The organism is Pseudomonas sp. TJI-51, assembly GCF_000190455.2.
GTDB classification, from domain to species: Bacteria; Pseudomonadota; Gammaproteobacteria; order Pseudomonadales; family Pseudomonadaceae; genus Aquipseudomonas; species Aquipseudomonas juntendi.
The window spans coordinates 28,153-43,047 of the sequence record NZ_AEWE02000037.1 but is presented as its reverse complement, the minus strand read 5'-3'; the positions used below and the strand labels follow the sequence as shown (position 1 = coordinate 43,047).

The 14,895-nt window shown below is 61.7% G+C and carries 16 protein-coding genes; all 16 read left to right on the top strand.

Going from position 1 to position 14,895, the window contains the following annotated elements:
* A partial coding sequence (locus tag G1E_RS29350) for a FliM/FliN family flagellar motor switch protein (RefSeq protein ID WP_047149769.1) occupies positions 1-148 on the top strand: 148 nt, incomplete at its 5' end.
* Positions 149-195: 47 nt separating this feature from the next.
* A complete protein-coding gene (gene fliN / locus G1E_RS08710) occupies positions 196-684 on the top strand; it encodes a flagellar motor switch protein FliN (protein ID WP_047149765.1) in 489 nt (162 codons plus the stop codon).
* A complete protein-coding gene (gene fliO / locus G1E_RS08705; RefSeq protein WP_009683217.1) occupies positions 685-1,131 on the top strand; it encodes a flagellar biosynthetic protein FliO in 447 nt (148 codons plus the stop codon). It begins immediately after the preceding gene.
* On the top strand, positions 1,131-1,898 hold the full coding sequence (gene fliP, locus G1E_RS08700) for a flagellar type III secretion system pore protein FliP (protein ID WP_009683218.1): 768 nt from the start codon (positions 1,131-1,133) through the stop codon (positions 1,896-1,898). The genes fliO and fliP overlap by 1 nt, the downstream gene beginning before the upstream one ends.
* A 21-nt stretch (positions 1,899-1,919) precedes the next feature.
* Positions 1,920-2,189 (top strand): flagellar biosynthesis protein FliQ, encoded by a 270-nt coding sequence (gene fliQ, locus G1E_RS08695; RefSeq protein ID WP_009683219.1) that lies wholly within the window; start codon positions 1,920-1,922, stop codon positions 2,187-2,189.
* Between the two features lie 7 nt (positions 2,190-2,196).
* Positions 2,197-2,973 carry a flagellar biosynthetic protein FliR gene (fliR, locus tag G1E_RS08690; protein WP_009683220.1) on the top strand — a complete coding sequence of 259 codons (777 nt, stop codon included), beginning with the start codon at positions 2,197-2,199 and terminating at the stop codon, positions 2,971-2,973.
* 2 nt (positions 2,974-2,975) lie between these two features.
* Positions 2,976-4,118 (top strand): flagellar biosynthesis protein FlhB, encoded by a 1,143-nt coding sequence (flhB, locus tag G1E_RS08685; RefSeq protein ID WP_009683221.1) that lies wholly within the window; start codon positions 2,976-2,978, stop codon positions 4,116-4,118.
* A gap of 186 nt (positions 4,119-4,304) precedes the next feature.
* Positions 4,305-5,237, top strand: a complete 933-nt coding sequence (locus tag G1E_RS27440; protein WP_080709193.1) for an RHS repeat-associated core domain-containing protein — start codon at positions 4,305-4,307, stop codon at positions 5,235-5,237.
* Positions 5,238-5,751: 514 nt separating this feature from the next.
* Positions 5,752-7,881, top strand: coding sequence for a flagellar biosynthesis protein FlhA (gene flhA, locus G1E_RS08675; RefSeq protein WP_009683223.1), 2,130 nt, complete (start codon positions 5,752-5,754; stop codon positions 7,879-7,881).
* A gap of 11 nt (positions 7,882-7,892) precedes the next feature.
* Positions 7,893-9,200, top strand: a complete 1,308-nt coding sequence (flhF, locus tag G1E_RS08670) for a flagellar biosynthesis protein FlhF (protein WP_029885655.1) — start codon at positions 7,893-7,895, stop codon at positions 9,198-9,200.
* Positions 9,201-9,284: 84 nt separating this feature from the next.
* On the top strand, positions 9,285-10,127 hold the full coding sequence (gene fleN, locus G1E_RS08665) for a flagellar synthesis regulator FleN (protein WP_172828404.1): 843 nt from the start codon (positions 9,285-9,287) through the stop codon (positions 10,125-10,127).
* Positions 10,124-10,864: an RNA polymerase sigma factor FliA gene (gene fliA / locus G1E_RS08660; RefSeq protein ID WP_009683227.1), complete on the top strand. Its 741-nt coding sequence runs from the start codon at positions 10,124-10,126 to the stop codon at positions 10,862-10,864. Before fleN ends, fliA begins: the two co-directional genes overlap by 4 nt.
* A 116-nt stretch (positions 10,865-10,980) precedes the next feature.
* On the top strand, positions 10,981-11,355 hold the full coding sequence (locus tag G1E_RS08655) for a chemotaxis response regulator CheY (RefSeq protein WP_166524971.1): 375 nt from the start codon (positions 10,981-10,983) through the stop codon (positions 11,353-11,355).
* A 20-nt stretch (positions 11,356-11,375) separates the two neighbouring features.
* Complete coding sequence (locus G1E_RS08650) at positions 11,376-12,164, top strand: protein phosphatase CheZ (RefSeq protein ID WP_009683229.1); 789 nt, start codon at positions 11,376-11,378, stop codon at positions 12,162-12,164.
* Positions 12,165-12,176: 12 nt separating this feature from the next.
* Positions 12,177-14,444 (top strand): chemotaxis protein CheA, encoded by a 2,268-nt coding sequence (locus G1E_RS08645; protein ID WP_029885657.1) that lies wholly within the window; start codon positions 12,177-12,179, stop codon positions 14,442-14,444.
* 46 nt (positions 14,445-14,490) lie between these two features.
* Positions 14,491-14,895, top strand: a 405-nt coding sequence (locus tag G1E_RS29345) for a response regulator (RefSeq protein WP_047149766.1), incomplete at its 3' end; no start/stop codon positions are given.

Below are 14,895 nucleotides of genomic sequence, written 5' to 3'. Positions count from 1 at the left end.
GCACATGCAGCCTGGCGATGTGATACCGGTGGAGTTGCCCGAGCACCTGGTGTTGCGCGCCAATGGCGTGCCGGCGTTCAAGGCGCGGCTGGGCTCGCACAAGGGCAACCTGGCGCTGCAGATCATCGACCCGATCGAACGCCGCTGACGGCGTGCCGGTCGCCCCTAACGAATTGAATGCCTGTCGAGGAAACCATGGCTAACGAAAACGAGATCACCTCCCCAGAAGATCAGGCCTTGGCCGATGAGTGGGCCGCCGCGCTGGAAGAGACCGGTGCTGCCGGCCAGGCGGACATCGATGCGCTGCTGGGCGGTGACACCGGCAGCCACAGCGGCCCCCCCCCCCGCCCCGGCGCCCGGGCCCCCCTGCCAATGGAAGAGTTCGCCAGCTCGCCCAAGCCGAACGAAAATGTCAGCCTCGAAGGCCCGAACCTGGATGTGATCCTGGATATCCCGGTGAACATCTCCATGGAAGTGGGCAGCACCGAGATCAACATCCGCAACCTGCTGCAGCTCAACCAGGGTTCGGTCATCGAGCTTGACCGCCTGGCCGGCGAGCCACTGGACGTGCTGGTCAACGGTACGTTGATCGCCCATGGCGAAGTGGTGGTGGTCAACGAGAAGTTCGGCATTCGCCTGACCGACGTGATCAGCCCCAGCGAACGCATCAAGAAGCTGCGCTGAGTGAAGGCCACGATACGCGCCATCGCGGCACTTGCGGCGTTGTTTGGCAGCCACGCCTGCCTGGCAGCGGCCACCCCCACGGCCACGCCGACAGCGGCGCCTGGCAGCCTGGGCGGGCAACTGGCGCAGATGGTCTTCGGCCTGCTGCTGGTGGTTGGCCTGATTTTCTTCCTGGCCTGGCTGCTGCGGCGTTTGCAGAGCACGGCGGTGAAGGGTGGGCAGGTGATCGAGATCGTCGGCAGCCGCGCCATCGGCCCGCGCGATCGCCTGTTGCTGGTGCAGGTGGGCAAGGAGCAGATTTTGATAGGCCATACCCCGGGCAGCATCGAGGCATTGCATGTGCTGGCAGAGCCGGTGCAGGTGCCGGAAAACGCTCGCCAGGCGACGCCGGAGTTTGCCCAGCGGTTGATGGAGTTGATGGGCAAGAACCCTAAGGACAACAGGTGATGAGCGGCGCGCTGCGTAGGTTGTTGGGGCCGATGTTGACAGTGGCGCTGTTGCTGGCCGCGCCGTTGGCGTTGGCCGCCGACCCGTTGTCGATTCCGGCCTTTACCCTGTCCAATACTGCGGACGGGCAGCAGGAATATTCGGTCAGCCTCCAAATCCTGCTGATCATGACGGCGCTGAGCTTTATTCCAGCGTTCGTCATCCTCATGACCAGCTTCACCCGTATCATCATCGTGTTCTCGATCCTGCGCCAGGCCCTGGGCTTGCAGCAGACACCGTCGAACCAGCTGCTGACCGGCATGGCGCTGTTCCTGACGATGTTCATCATGGCCCCGGTGTTCGACCGGGTGAACCAGGATGCCTTGCAGCCTTACCTGAAAGAACAGATGACCGCTCAGCAGGCCATCGACAAGGCCCAGGGCCCGCTCAAGGACTTCATGCTGGCGCAAACCCGGCAAAGCGACCTGGACCTGTTCATGCGCTTGTCCAAGCGCACCGACATTGCCGGGCCCGATCAGGTGCCGCTGACCATCTTGGTGCCCGCGTTCGTCACCTCCGAGCTGAAAACGGCGTTCCAGATCGGCTTCATGATTTTCATCCCGTTCCTGATCATCGACATGGTGGTGGCCAGTGTGCTGATGGCGATGGGTATGATGATGCTGTCGCCGCTGATCATTTCGCTGCCGTTCAAGATCATGCTGTTCGTGCTGGTCGATGGCTGGGCGCTGATCATGGGCACCCTGGCCAGCAGTTTCGGCGGCGTCTGACGCCGTCAAGGAGAGCCGCCGATGACACCTGAAGTCGCTGTCGACCTGTTCCGTGATGCCCTGTGGCTGACCACCCTGATGGTGGCCGTGCTGGTGGTGCCAAGCCTGCTGGTGGGCCTGGTGGTGGCGATGTTCCAGGCCGCCACGCAGATCAACGAACAGACCCTGAGCTTTCTGCCGCGCCTGCTGGTGATGCTGATCACGCTGATCGTTGCCGGGCCGTGGCTGGTGCAGAAGTTCATGGAGTACATCACCACGCTCTACGCCAACATTCCGCAGCTCATAGGTTGATGCGCGGATGCTGGAGCTGACCGATACGCAGATCGGCACCTGGGTCGCCACCTTCATCCTGCCGTTGTTCAGGGTGACGGCGGTGTTGATGACCATGCCGATCTTCGGTACCCGCATGCTGCCGGCGCGGGTGCGCCTGTACGTGGCCGTGGCCATTACCGTGGTCATCGTGCCGGCGTTGCCACCGCTGCCTGAATTCGACCCGCTGAGCCTGCGCGGCCTGCTGCTGTGCGCCGAACAGATCATCGTCGGGACGTTGTTCGGCCTGGCGTTGCAGTTGCTGTTCCAGGCGTTCGTGATTGCCGGGCAGATCGTTGCGGTGCAGATGGGTATGGCCTTCGCCTCCATGGTCGACCCGGGGAACGGGGTCAACGTTACGGTGATCAGCCAGTTCATGACGATGCTGGTGAGTGTGCTGTTCCTGTTGATGAACGGCCACCTGGTGGTGTTCGAGGTGCTGACCGAAAGCTTCTCCACGTTGCCGGTGGGCAATGCGCTGGTGGTCAACCACTTCTGGGAGCTCGCCGGGCGCATGGGTTGGGTTTTCGGTGCCGGCTTGCTGTTGATCCTGCCGGTGATTGCGGCGTTGCTGGTGGTGAACATTGCCTTTGGGGTGATGACCCGTGCGGCGCCGCAGCTGAACATTTTCTCCATCGGTTTCCCGTTGACCCTGGTCATGGGCATGTTCATCTTCTGGGTCGGCCTGGCCGATGTGCTGTCGCACTACCAGGCATTGGCCAGCGAAACGCTGCAGTGGCTGCGTGAATTGGCAAGGGCGGGCTGAGCATGGCTGAGAGCGAAAGCGGCCAGGACAAAACGGAAGACCCCACCGAGAAACGCAAGCGCGACTCACGGGAAAAAGGCGAGGTCGCCCGCTCCAAGGAGTTGAACACGGTGGCGGTGACCCTGGCCGGCGCGGGTGGGCTGCTGGCGTTTGGCGGCCATTTGGCCGAAACCCTGCTGGCGTTGATGCGCATGAATTTCAGTCTGACCCGCGACATCATCGTGGACGAGCGGGCGATGGGCGCGTTTCTGCTGGCCTCGGGCAAGATGGCCATCTGGGCCGTGCAGCCGGTGCTGATCCTGCTGTTCGTGATCTCCTTCGTGGCGCCCATCGCGCTGAGCGGCTTCCTGTTCTCGGGCAGTTTGCTGCAGCCGAAATTCAGTCGCATGAATCCGTTGTCAGGCATCAAGCGCATGTTCTCGATGCATGCCTTGACCGAATTGCTGAAGGCGCTGGCCAAGTTTTTCGTGATCTTGGTAGTGGCGGTGGTGGTATTGATCAACGACCGTCAGGCGCTGCTGTCGATTGCCAACGAGCCGCTGGAGCAGGCGATCATTCACAGCCTGCAGGTGGTGGGCTGGAGTGCCTTGTGGATGTCGGCCGGGTTGTTGCTGATCGCGGCTGCGGATGTGCCGTTCCAGCTGTACCAGACGCACAAGAAACTGAAGATGACCAAGCAGGAAGTGCGCGACGAGTACAAGGACAGCGAGGGCAAGCCCGAGGTCAAGCAGCGTATTCGCCAGCTGCAGCGCGAAGTGTCGCAGCGGCGCATGATGGCGGCGGTGCCGCAGGCCGACGTGATCATCACCAACCCGACCCACTATGCGGTGGCCTTGCAGTATGACCCGGAGAAGGGTGGGGTGGCGCCGTTGCTGTTGGCCAAGGGCACGGATTTCATTGCCTTGAAGATTCGCGAAATTGGCGTGGAGCATAAGGTTCAGATCCTGGAATCGCCGGCCTTGGCGCGGGCGATCTATTACTCGACCGAGATCGAGCAGGAAATCCCCGCCGGCCTGTACCTGGCTGTGGCGCAGGTGCTGGCCTATGTGTTCCAGATCCGCCAGTACCGTGCGGGCAAGGGCAAGCGCCCTGAGCCGTTGAAGGATGACCTGCCGATCCCGCCAGACCTGCGCCGCGACAGTTGACCTTGTGCCAGGGCCTCTGGCCCTTTCGTTGACTCGCCTGCTCCCTCGGGTGCGACGCTGCCATTGAGCTCAGGCATCAGAGATGACACTCAGCAATTAGTCAATTTTTTCAATTGGTATTTTTGTCAGTTGTAGGCAGTGCGAAGGGTTGTGAATATTGTCACTCTGCACTAGGAGGGGCTTGCCATGAATTCATCTCGCCATGAATCCGCGACAACTGTGACGATCGGCTTATCAGAAAAAAACAACAAGACTGAGCGTACTGATATGCGACAGCACTTTGCGTTCACCCCGTATGGCTTTGCAGGGGGCTTGTTCTGTTATTTTTCATCCCTGGGATTCAATGGGCAGTGGGCAGAGGCACTGGCGAACTTATATTTTTTGGGTGCGGGTCGTCGGGGATATAGCACGGTTCTGATGAGGTTCCTAAGCTCTGATCGTGCCAGCCCATTTGGAACAGGTGGCATCAACCCCTATGCATATTGTGAGGGCGATCCTGTTAATTACCACGATAACTCCGGGCTCAACCGTCGTCCTTCAATACGTAGGCATTGGATGAGCCCCAGTTTCGTAGAGGGCGGGCTTCAAAACAAAGGAAGGGCAGACGCCCGACCCTATCAAGTGGGGCAGCGCCGCCATTCGTTTAATGGATTTGATCGACCAGAGTCGAAATCGCTCGTTGGGTTTCATGCTTCGAGAACGGAATATGCTGAAGCTATGACCGGAACTTTACAAGGCCGTAAAGACGTCTTGATGACTCCGCTTTCTCAGCATAAAAAATTCGGAGTGGATCCGCATTATTTCAGACCTGATAATGAGTTTGGAGCAGGTTTTTACGCTGGGGAGTATGGTGTTGCCAAGTTTTATGCAGCTAAGCGGGGCGCCCAGAGCCAATCCTCTACCACGGTGTTCAGTGTCTATGTAGACAACGCAGTAGGTATGCAGCCCGGCTTGCACTACCATGCAGGCTTGCTGAAGCACGGTGCGAAGCCTCCCTATCCGGAAACGCCCTATTTTTTTCAGTTCGCATTATTGCGAAGAGTGATATCGCGCGTTTCGCTTAAAATGGGAGTGGTGCGTGGTGAATCCCCGGTGCCGCTGAGGCCCAACGAAGTCTGACGCTATCAGTGGTTTGCCTCCTATGGATAGCAACCGGAGCACATGAAAGACAACCTGCGATTCCTGTCGGATCTGCGCCATTACTATTGACCTTGTGTCAGGGCTTCTGGCCTTTTCGCGGGTAACCCGCTCCCACAGGCATTTCACGGATCTCAAGCCCTATGCGGTACCTGTGGGAGATCACCCAGCACTACGGGCTGCGCTGTCGCGCAGAGAACTCGATTCGTAAGCGCGACGCTGCCTGTGTGAGAGCGGGCTAGTCGAGGCGTCGAACCGCCGCGACGAATCCAATGCGGTGGCTGGCACCGGCTACGCCGTTGTTCGCGGGCATGCCCGCTCCCACAAAGACCTCGCTAAATCCATAAGTTATGTGTTGCTCTATAAGGGCGGTTCACCCGCGAAGCGGCCGGCACACACAACATAAATCTCCTGTTGCGCAAAGTTGGAAGGCTTCTTGCAATGCCAGCCGCAGATGCCCCTTGGGCGTCAAAGTTTTGCATCAAGAGGACTCGCGGTGGATCGCACTCAGTTAATCAGCAACGCCCGTCATAACCTGGCCGGGCTCGGCCGGGGCAACCTGGGTGTACCGCTGCTGCTGCTGGTGATGTTGGCAATGATGATGTTGCCGATACCACCGTTCCTGCTCGACGTGTTCTTCACCTTCAACATCGCCTTGTCGATCGTGGTGCTGCTGGTCTGCGTCTACGCCCTGCGCCCGCTCGACTTCGCTGCATTCCCCACCATCCTGCTGGTGGCCACGCTGCTGCGCCTGGCGCTGAACGTGGCCTCCACGCGGGTGGTCATGCTGCACGGCCAGGAAGGCCACGGCGCCGCCGGCAAGGTGATCCAGGCCTTCGGCGAGGTGGTGATCGGCGGTAACTACGTGGTCGGTGCAGTGGTCTTCGCCATCCTCATGATCATCAACTTCGTGGTGGTGACCAAGGGCGCCGGGCGTATCTCGGAAGTGAGCGCGCGCTTCACCCTCGACGCCATGCCCGGCAAGCAGATGGCGATCGACGCCGACCTCAATGCCGGCCTCATCGACCAGGCCCAGGCCAAGCACCGTCGCGCCGAGGTGGCCCAGGAGGCCGAGTTCTACGGTTCGATGGACGGTGCCAGCAAGTTCGTGCGCGGTGACGCCATCGCCGGGTTGCTGATCCTGTTCATCAACCTGATCGGTGGCATGCTGATCGGCATGCTGCAGCATGGCATGAGCTTCGGCGATGCCGGCAAGGTGTACGCCCTGCTGACCATCGGTGACGGTTTGGTGGCGCAATTGCCATCACTGCTGTTGTCGACCGCTGCGGCGATCATGGTCACCCGCGCCTCGGGCTCGGAGGACATGGGCAAACTGATCAACCGGCAGATGTTCGACTCGCCCAAGGCGTTGGCGGTATCGGCGGGGTTGATGATTGTCATGGGGCTGGTGCCGGGCATGCCGCACTTCGCCTTCATCGGCCTGGGTCTGCTGGCCGGTGGCGGGGCTTATCTCGTATGGAAGAAACAACAGAAGGCCAAGGCCCAGGCATTGCAGGAGGCGCAGCGCCAGCAAGACCTGCTGCCTTCGCCGCAGCGGGCGCTGGAAACCAAGGAGCTGGGCTGGGACGATGTGACACCGATCGACATGATCGGCCTGGAAGTCGGCTACCGGCTGATCCCCCTGGTGGACCGCAACCAGGGTGGTCAGTTGCTGGCGCGAATCAAGGGCGTGCGCAAGAAGCTGTCGCAGGACCTGGGCTTCCTCATGCCCACGGTGCATATCCGCGACAACCTTGACCTGCAACCCAGCGCCTATCGCCTGACGCTGATGGGGGTGATCCTGGCGGAGGCCGAGATCTACCCGGACCGCGAGCTGGCGATCAACCCGGGGCAGGTGTTCGGCACCCTCAACGGCATTGCCGCACGTGACCCGGCGTTTGGCCTGGAGGCGGTGTGGATCGACGTGGGCCAGCGCTCGCAGGCGCAGTCGCTGGGCTACACCGTGGTCGATGCCAGTACGGTAGTGGCCACCCACCTCAATCAGATCCTGCAGAAGCACTGCCATGAACTGATTGGCCACGAAGAGGTCCAGCAACTGTTGCAGGTGTTGGCCAAGGCTTCGCCTAAACTTGCAGAAGAACTGGTGCCGGGTGTCATTTCCTTGTCGGGGCTGCTCAAGGTCTTGCAGGCCCTGTTGTCGGAACAGGTACCCGTGCGCGATATTCGCAGTATTGCCGAAGCAATCGCGAACAACGCTGGCAAGAGTCAAGATACCGCCGCGCTGGTTGCGGCGGTGCGCGTCGGATTGTGTCGCGCCATCGTGCAAAGCATTGTCGGCGTTGAGTCGGAGCTCCCGGTGATCACCCTGGAGCCAAGGTTGGAACAGATTTTGCTCAATAGTCTGCAACGCGCCGGGCAAGGCCAGGAAGACGGTGTTCTTCTGGAACCGAGCATGGCCGAAAAGCTGCAACGTTCGCTGATCGAAGCGGCCCAGCGCCAGGAAATGCAGGGCCAGCCGGCCATTCTGCTGGTCGCCGGCCCGATCCGCGCCATGCTGTCGCGTTTCGGTCGCCTGGCTGTACCGAATTTGCATGTGCTGGCGTATCAGGAAATACCGGACAACAAGCAAGTCACCATCGTTGCCACCGTGGGCCCTAACGGCTGAGGTAGTGGATAATGCAAGTTAAGCGATTTTTCGCCGCCGATATGCGTCAGGCCATGAAACTGGTCCGTGATGAGCTGGGCGCCGATGCCGCGATCATTGGCAACCGTCGCATTGCCGGTGGTGTCGAGCTGACGGCCGCGCTGGACTACAAGCTGTCCGCCCTGGCCCCGCGTGTGCCCAATGCCGAGCTGGAAGAAGAGCTGCGCAAGACCCACACGCGCATTGCCACGGCCCAGGCCGAGCTGGGCCACCGCCAGGACAGCAGCGATAACAACCGCCAATTGTTCGCCGGGCAGTCGTTGACCGCTGCCGAGCCGCTGGTCGAGCCCCATGTCGATGCCCCACAGGCGACGGCCGCCACGGCGCCGGCGCCCGTTGACCCGCGCCTGTTCGATGCCATGCGCTCCGAACTGTCGGGCCTGCGCGAACTGCTGGAAGTGCAGCTCGGCTCGCTGGCCTGGACCCAGCTGCAGGGCAGCAAGCCACAACAGGCCAACATCTGGCGGCGCCTGCAGCGCATTGGCCTGTCCGGGCCGATTGCCCGCGAGTTGCTGGAGCTGACCGCCGAAATCGAAGAGCCACGCCATGCCTGGCGCATGTTGCTGGCGCACTTGGCGCGCATGATCGAAATTCCCGAGGTAGAGCCGATCGAAGAAGGCGGTGTGATCGCCATGGTCGGCCCGGCCGGCATGGGCAAGACCACCACCCTGGCCAAGCTGGCGGCGCGCTACGTGCTCAAGTACGGCGCGCAGAATATGGCGCTGGTGAGCATGGACAGCTTCCGCATCGGTGCCCAGGAGCAGCTCAAGACCCTTGGCCGCATCCTCAATGTCCCAGTCACCTATGTCGACCCAGGCCAGTCGCTGGCGGCAGCGCTGGAGCCGCTGCTGCGCAAGCGTGTGGTGCTGATCGACACCGCCGGCCTGCAGGCCAGCGACCCGGCCCTGCGCATGCAGCTGGAAACCCTGGCCGGCCGTGGCATCGCCGCCAAGAATTACCTGGTACTGGCCACCACCAGCCAGAAGCAGGTGCTGACCGCCGCCTACCACAGCTACAAGCGCTGTGGCCTGGCCGGCTGCATCCTGACCAAGCTCGATGAAACGGCAAGCCTTGGCGATGTGCTGAGCCTTGCCATCAGTCATGATTTGCCTGTGGCCTATCTTACCGACGGCCCGCGCATTCCTGACGACCTGCACCTGCCGCGGGGGCACCAGCTGGTGTCCCGCGCGGTCAATGTGCAGCAGCAGGAGGAGCCCAGCGAAGAGGCAATGGCCGACATGTTCGCTGATCTCTACCACAACCCACGGCGAGCGGGTTGAGTATGAAACGTGTGCAAAGTAGCTATGCCAAGGGGTACGCAGAATTGCCCTACGTGTGGCCTGGGTCCCAGCGATACAAGGTAAATTACAAACATGGGTAGCATGCATCCCGTACAGGTGATCGCCGTGACCGGTGGCAAAGGTGGCGTCGGCAAGACTAACGTTTCAGTGAACCTGTCCCTGGCGTTGGCCGAACTCGGCCGCAGGGTCATGTTGCTGGATGCCGACCTGGGCCTGGCCAATGTCGACGTGTTGCTGGGCCTGACGCCCAAACGGACCCTGGCCGATGTCATCGAAGGGCGCTGCGAGCTGCGTGACGTGATATTGCAGGGCCCTGGTGGTGTGCGCATCGTACCGGCTGCCTCCGGTACGCAGAGCATGGTCCACCTGGCGCCGGCCCAGCATGCCGGGCTGATCCAGGCGTTCAGCGAAGTCGGCGACAACCTCGATGTACTGGTCATCGATACCGCTGCGGGTATCGGTGAGTCGGTCGTCAGCTTTGTCCGTGCCGCCCAGGAAGTGCTGCTGGTGGTGTGCGACGAGCCGACCTCGATCACCGATGCCTACGCGCTGATCAAACTGCTCAACCGTGACTACGGCATGAACCGCTTCCGCGTGCTGGCCAACATGGCCCAGAGCCCTCAGGAAGGGCGCAACCTGTTTGCCAAGCTGACCAAGGTTACCGACCGTTTCTTGGATGTCGCCCTGCAGTACGTAGGCGCCGTGCCCTACGACGAGTGCGTGCGCAAGGCGGTGCAGAAGCAGCGTGCCGTTTACGAAGCCTTCCCACGCTCCAAGTGCGCGCTGGCCTTCAAGGCGATTGCCCAGAAGGTCGACAGCTGGCCGCTGCCGGCCAACCCACGTGGCCACTTGGAGTTCTTCGTCGAGCGCCTGGTGCAGCCGACCAGCGCGGGACCGGTGCTATGAACGCCAGCGGGTTCAAGATGTACAGCCGGGCGGCGAAAGACGCCCAGTACGAGTTGATCGAACGCTACGCCCCCCTTGTCAAGCGTATCGCCTACCATCTGTTGGCGCGGTTGCCGGCCAACGTGCAGGTTGAGGACCTGATCCAGGCCGGCATGATTGGCTTGCTGGAAGTGGCCAACAAGTACGACGCCAGCAAGGGCGCCAGCTTCGAAACCTATGCCGGCATTCGTATCCGCGGCGCCATGCTCGACGAAGTGCGCAAAGGCGACTGGGCACCCCGTTCGGTGCACCGCAACACCCGTATGGTCAGCGACGCGATGCGCGCCGTGGAGGCCAGAACCGGCCGTGACGCTAAAGATCATGAAGTTGCTGCCGAACTCCAATTGAGCCTCGATGATTACTACGCGATCCTCAACGATACCTTGGGCAGCCGTTTGTTCAGCTTCGATGACCTGCTGCAGGACGGTGAGCACGAAGGGCTGCATGAAGACGGCGCCAGCGGCCAGGTCGAACCTGCCCGGGGCCTCGAGGAGGAGCGCTTCCAGCTAGCCCTGACCGAGGCCATCGCCAACCTGCCCGAGCGTGAACGCCTGGTGCTGGCGCTGTACTACGACGAAGAGCTCAACCTCAAGGAGATCGGTGAGGTGCTGGGGGTCAGCGAGTCGCGGGTCAGCCAGTTGCACAGCCAGTGTGCCGCGCGTCTGCGTAGCCGCCTGGGGGAATGGCGGGCGCGCTGAGCCTGCTGGGGTTGCGGCTGTTTCCACGCGGTTTTCCACGTTGTACCGAATTGATTGAATGCGCGCTCGGGGCCGAGCGCGTTTGAGACTGCTTGGAGGTCTACTTGAACAAAGACATGAAAATCCTCATCGTTGACGACTTTTCGACGATGCGGCGGATCATCAAGAACCTGTTGCGTGACCTGGGCTTCACCAACACCGATGAGGCCGACGATGGCACCACGGCACTGCCGATGCTGGAAAACGGCCATTATGACTTCCTGGTGACCGACTGGAACATGCCTGGCATGTCCGGCATCGACCTGCTGCGCAAGGTGCGTGCCCACGACCGGCTGAAAACCATGCCCGTGCTGATGGTGACTGCCGAAGCCAAGCGCGACCAGATCATTGAAGCGGCCCAGGCCGGCGTCAATGGTTACGTGGTCAAGCCGTTCACGGCACAGGTGCTCAAAGAAAAGATCGAGAAGATCTTCGAACGCGTCAACGGCTGAGTCACGTCAGGGGGCGCGCCATGGATTCATCACATAACTCTTTGGGCGAGTTCGAATCGACCCTGAAGAAACATGCCCAGGAGTTGGTCGAAAGCCTGGAGCGGGGCCGTTTCGGCGAGGCGGTGCAGCTGATTCACGAGCTGAACCAGACCCGCGACCGCGGCCTGTACCAGGAAGTCGGCAAGCTGACCCGCGAGCTGCACAGTGCCATCGTCAGTTTCCAGATCGACCCGACCATACCGCAGGCCGAAGAGGTGTCGCAGATTACCGATGCCACCGAGCGCCTGTCCTATGTGGTCAAGCTCACGGAAGGCGCGGCCAACCGCACCATGGACCTGGTCGAGGCAAGCACCCCGGTGCTCAACGACCTGGCCAGCGAGGCCAAGGCCCTGAGCACCGACTGGCAGCGCTTCATGCGCCGCGAAGTGGCGGCGGAAGAATTCCGCGACCTGGTCAAGCGGGTCGACAGTTTCCTCACGCACAGCGCCGAAGGCAACCGCAAGGTCGCCGGCCACCTCAATGACATTCTGCTGGCCCAGGACTATCAGGACCTGACCGGGCAGGTGATCAAGCGCGTCACCAACCTGGTGACCGAAGTGGAAAGCAACCTGCTCAAGTTGGTGCTGATGGCCAGTCAGGTCGACCGCTTTGCGGGCATTCAGCATGACCACGATCAATTGCGCGCAGAAAAAGATCGAGAAAAACATCCGACTCGGGGTGAAGGTCCGCAGATTCATGCCGATAAGCGTGAAGACGTCGTGTCCGGCCAGGACGACGTCGATGATCTGCTGTCCAGCCTGGGTTTTTAAGGAGCACCTTTGATGAGCTTCGGCGCCGATGAAGAAATCCTCCAGGATTTCCTGGTAGAAGCCGGCGAAATTCTTGAGCAACTGTCCGAGCAATTGGTCGAGCTGGAAAGCCGGCCCGACGATGCTGACCTGCTCAATGCGATCTTTCGCGGTTTCCACACTGTAAAAGGGGGCGCCGGCTTCCTCCAGCTGAACGAGCTGGTGGAGTGCTGCCATATCGCCGAGAACGTGTTCGACGTGCTGCGCAAAGGTGAGCGTCGGGTTGACGCGGAGCTGATGGACGTAGTGCTCGAGGCACTGGACACGGTCAACAGCATGTTTGGCCAGGTGCGCGAGCGCGCTGAAGTCACGCCGGCAACCCCCGAGCTGCTGGCGGCCTTGGCGCGCCTTGCCGAGCCGGGTGCGGCGCAACCGCAGGGTGGCGAAGAAGCGGTGGTGCCGGTGGCTGCCGCGCAGGCGCCTGCCGCGGCACCGGTGGTGGACCAGGAGCAGCACCTGGACATCACCGACAGCGAGTTCGAGCAGTTGCTCGATTCGCTCGATGCGGTCAAGGCACAAGCTGCGGCCGAGGAACAGCTGCAAGGCGAGAGCGTGAGTGGTGGCGGTGATGAAATCACCGATGCCGAGTTCGAATCGCTGCTCGACCAGTTGCATGGCAAAGGCCAGTTCACTGCCGAAGTTGCAGCGCCGGCTGCTGCCGTCAGCCACGAAGCGGCCAGTGACGAAATCACCGATGCCGAATTTGAGTCGCTGCTCGACCAGCTGCATGGCAAAGGCACCTTCCAGGCCGACGCCCTGCCTGCCGCTAAGGCGGCACCTGCCGAGGTGGCGCCTGACAGCACCGCCAGCGCCACCAGCGACGAAATCAGCGAGCATGAATTCGAAGCGCTGCTGGACCAGTTGCATGGCAAGGGCAAATTCGGCGGTGACGTCGCAGCAGTCCAGGCACCGCCTGCGGCCAAGGCGCCGGCAGCGGCCAAGCCGCAAAGCCCGGCGGCCGCCAAGCCAGCTGCGGCTCCTGCACCTGCGCCAGTGCCCGCGGCTGCGAGCAAACCTGCTGCAGCTGCGCGCACGCCGGCCCCGGTCGCCGACAAGCATGCGGTCAGCGAAGCGGAAACCACCGTACGCGTCGACACGGCGCGCCTGGACGAGATCATGAACATGGTCGGCGAACTGGTGCTGGTGCGTAACCGCCTGGTGCGCCTGGGCCTGAACAGCGGCGACGAGGCCATGTCCAAGGCCGTGTCCAACCTCGACGTGGTCACCGCCGACCTGCAGACCGCGGTGATGAAAACCCGCATGCAGCCGATCAAGAAAGTGTTCGGCCGCTTCCCGCGCCTGGTTCGCGACCTGGCGCGCCAGTTGAAGAAAGAGATCAACCTTGAGCTGGTCGGCGAAGAAACCGACCTCGACAAGAACCTGGTCGAGGCCCTGGCCGACCCGTTGGTGCACTTGGTGCGCAACGCCGTCGACCATGGTATCGAGATGCCCGATGAGCGCGATGCCGCAGGCAAGCCGCGCACGGGCCGCGTGGTGCTGTCGGCGGAGCAGGAGGGCGACCACATCCTGTTGTCGATTTCCGACGACGGCAAGGGCATGGACCCGAACATCCTGCGGGCCAAGGCGGTGGAGAAGGGCCTGATGGACAAGGACGCCGCCGAGCGTCTGAGCGAGTCGGACTGCTACAACCTGATCTTCGCCCCAGGGTTCTCGACCAAGACCGAGATTTCCGACGTGTCCGGGCGTGGCGTGGGCATGGACGTGGTGAAGACCAAGATCTCCCAGCTCAACGGTTCGATCAACATCTTCTCGGCCAAGGGCCAGGGCTCGAAGATCGTCATCAAGGTGCCGCTGACCCTGGCGATCATGCCCACCCTGATGGTGATGCTGGGCAACCAGGCATTCGCCTTCCCGCTGGTCAACGTCAACGAGATCTTCCACCTCGACCTGTCGCGTACCAATGTGGTCGATGGCCAGGAAGTGGTGATCGTGCGCGACAAGGCACTGCCGTTGTTCTACCTCAAGCGCTGGCTGGTGCAAGGCCAGGTGCATGAAGAGCAACACGAGGGCCACGTGGTGATCCTGTCGGTCGGCACCCAGCGCATCGGCTTTGTCGTCGATCAACTGGTAGGCCAGGAAGAAGTGGTAATCAAGCCGCTGGGCAAGATGCTGCAAGGTACCCCGGGCATGTCCGGGGCCACCATTACCGGTGACGGTCGTATTGCGTTGATTCTCGACGTCCCGAGCATGCTCAAGCGTTACGCCGCGCGGCGTATTTGATTTCGGTGGCGCACCTTGGCAGGTCGCGCCGCCTAATGGAGTGTTTATGGCAGTCAAGGTCCTGGTGGTGGATGATTCCGGTTTCTTCCGCCGCCGCGTCTCGGAGATCCTCTCGGCGGATCCGACGATCCAGGTAGTAGGTACCGCGACCAACGGCAAGGAAGCGATTGACCAGGCGCTGGCGCTCAAGCCCGATGTCATCACCATGGACTATGAAATGCCCATGATGGATGGCATCACTGCGGTGCGGCACATCATGCAGCGCTGCCCGACGCCGGTGTTGATGTTTTCCTCGCTGACCCATGAGGGCGCCCGGGTCACCCTCGATGCGCTGGACGCGGGGGCGGTGGACTACCTGCCGAAGAACTTCGAGGACATTTCGCGCAACCCCGACAAGGTCAAGCAACTGCTGTGCGAGAAAGTGCATACGCTGGCGCGCAGCAACCGCCGG

What these genes read in the sequence shown, in the direction of transcription:
- flhF (WP_029885655.1), top strand. Translation starts at nt 7,893, where the DNA reads ATGCAAGTTAAGCGATTTTTCGCCGCCGATATGCGTCAGGCCATGAAA.
- G1E_RS08645 (WP_029885657.1), top strand. Translation starts at nt 12,177, where the DNA reads ATGAGCTTCGGCGCCGATGAAGAAATCCTCCAGGATTTCCTGGTAGAA.
- G1E_RS08650 (WP_009683229.1), top strand. Translation starts at nt 11,376, where the DNA reads ATGGATTCATCACATAACTCTTTGGGCGAGTTCGAATCGACCCTGAAG.
- fliQ (WP_009683219.1), top strand. Translation starts at nt 1,920, where the DNA reads ATGACACCTGAAGTCGCTGTCGACCTGTTCCGTGATGCCCTGTGGCTG.
- G1E_RS27440 (WP_080709193.1), top strand. Translation starts at nt 4,305, where the DNA reads ATGAATTCATCTCGCCATGAATCCGCGACAACTGTGACGATCGGCTTA.
- fliA (WP_009683227.1), top strand. Translation starts at nt 10,124, where the DNA reads ATGAACGCCAGCGGGTTCAAGATGTACAGCCGGGCGGCGAAAGACGCC.
- G1E_RS08655 (WP_166524971.1), top strand. Translation starts at nt 10,981, where the DNA reads ATGAAAATCCTCATCGTTGACGACTTTTCGACGATGCGGCGGATCATC.
- fliR (WP_009683220.1), top strand. Translation starts at nt 2,197, where the DNA reads ATGCTGGAGCTGACCGATACGCAGATCGGCACCTGGGTCGCCACCTTC.
- fliP (WP_009683218.1), top strand. Translation starts at nt 1,131, where the DNA reads ATGAGCGGCGCGCTGCGTAGGTTGTTGGGGCCGATGTTGACAGTGGCG.
- flhB (WP_009683221.1), top strand. Translation starts at nt 2,976, where the DNA reads ATGGCTGAGAGCGAAAGCGGCCAGGACAAAACGGAAGACCCCACCGAG.
- fliN (WP_047149765.1), top strand. Translation starts at nt 196, where the DNA reads ATGGCTAACGAAAACGAGATCACCTCCCCAGAAGATCAGGCCTTGGCC.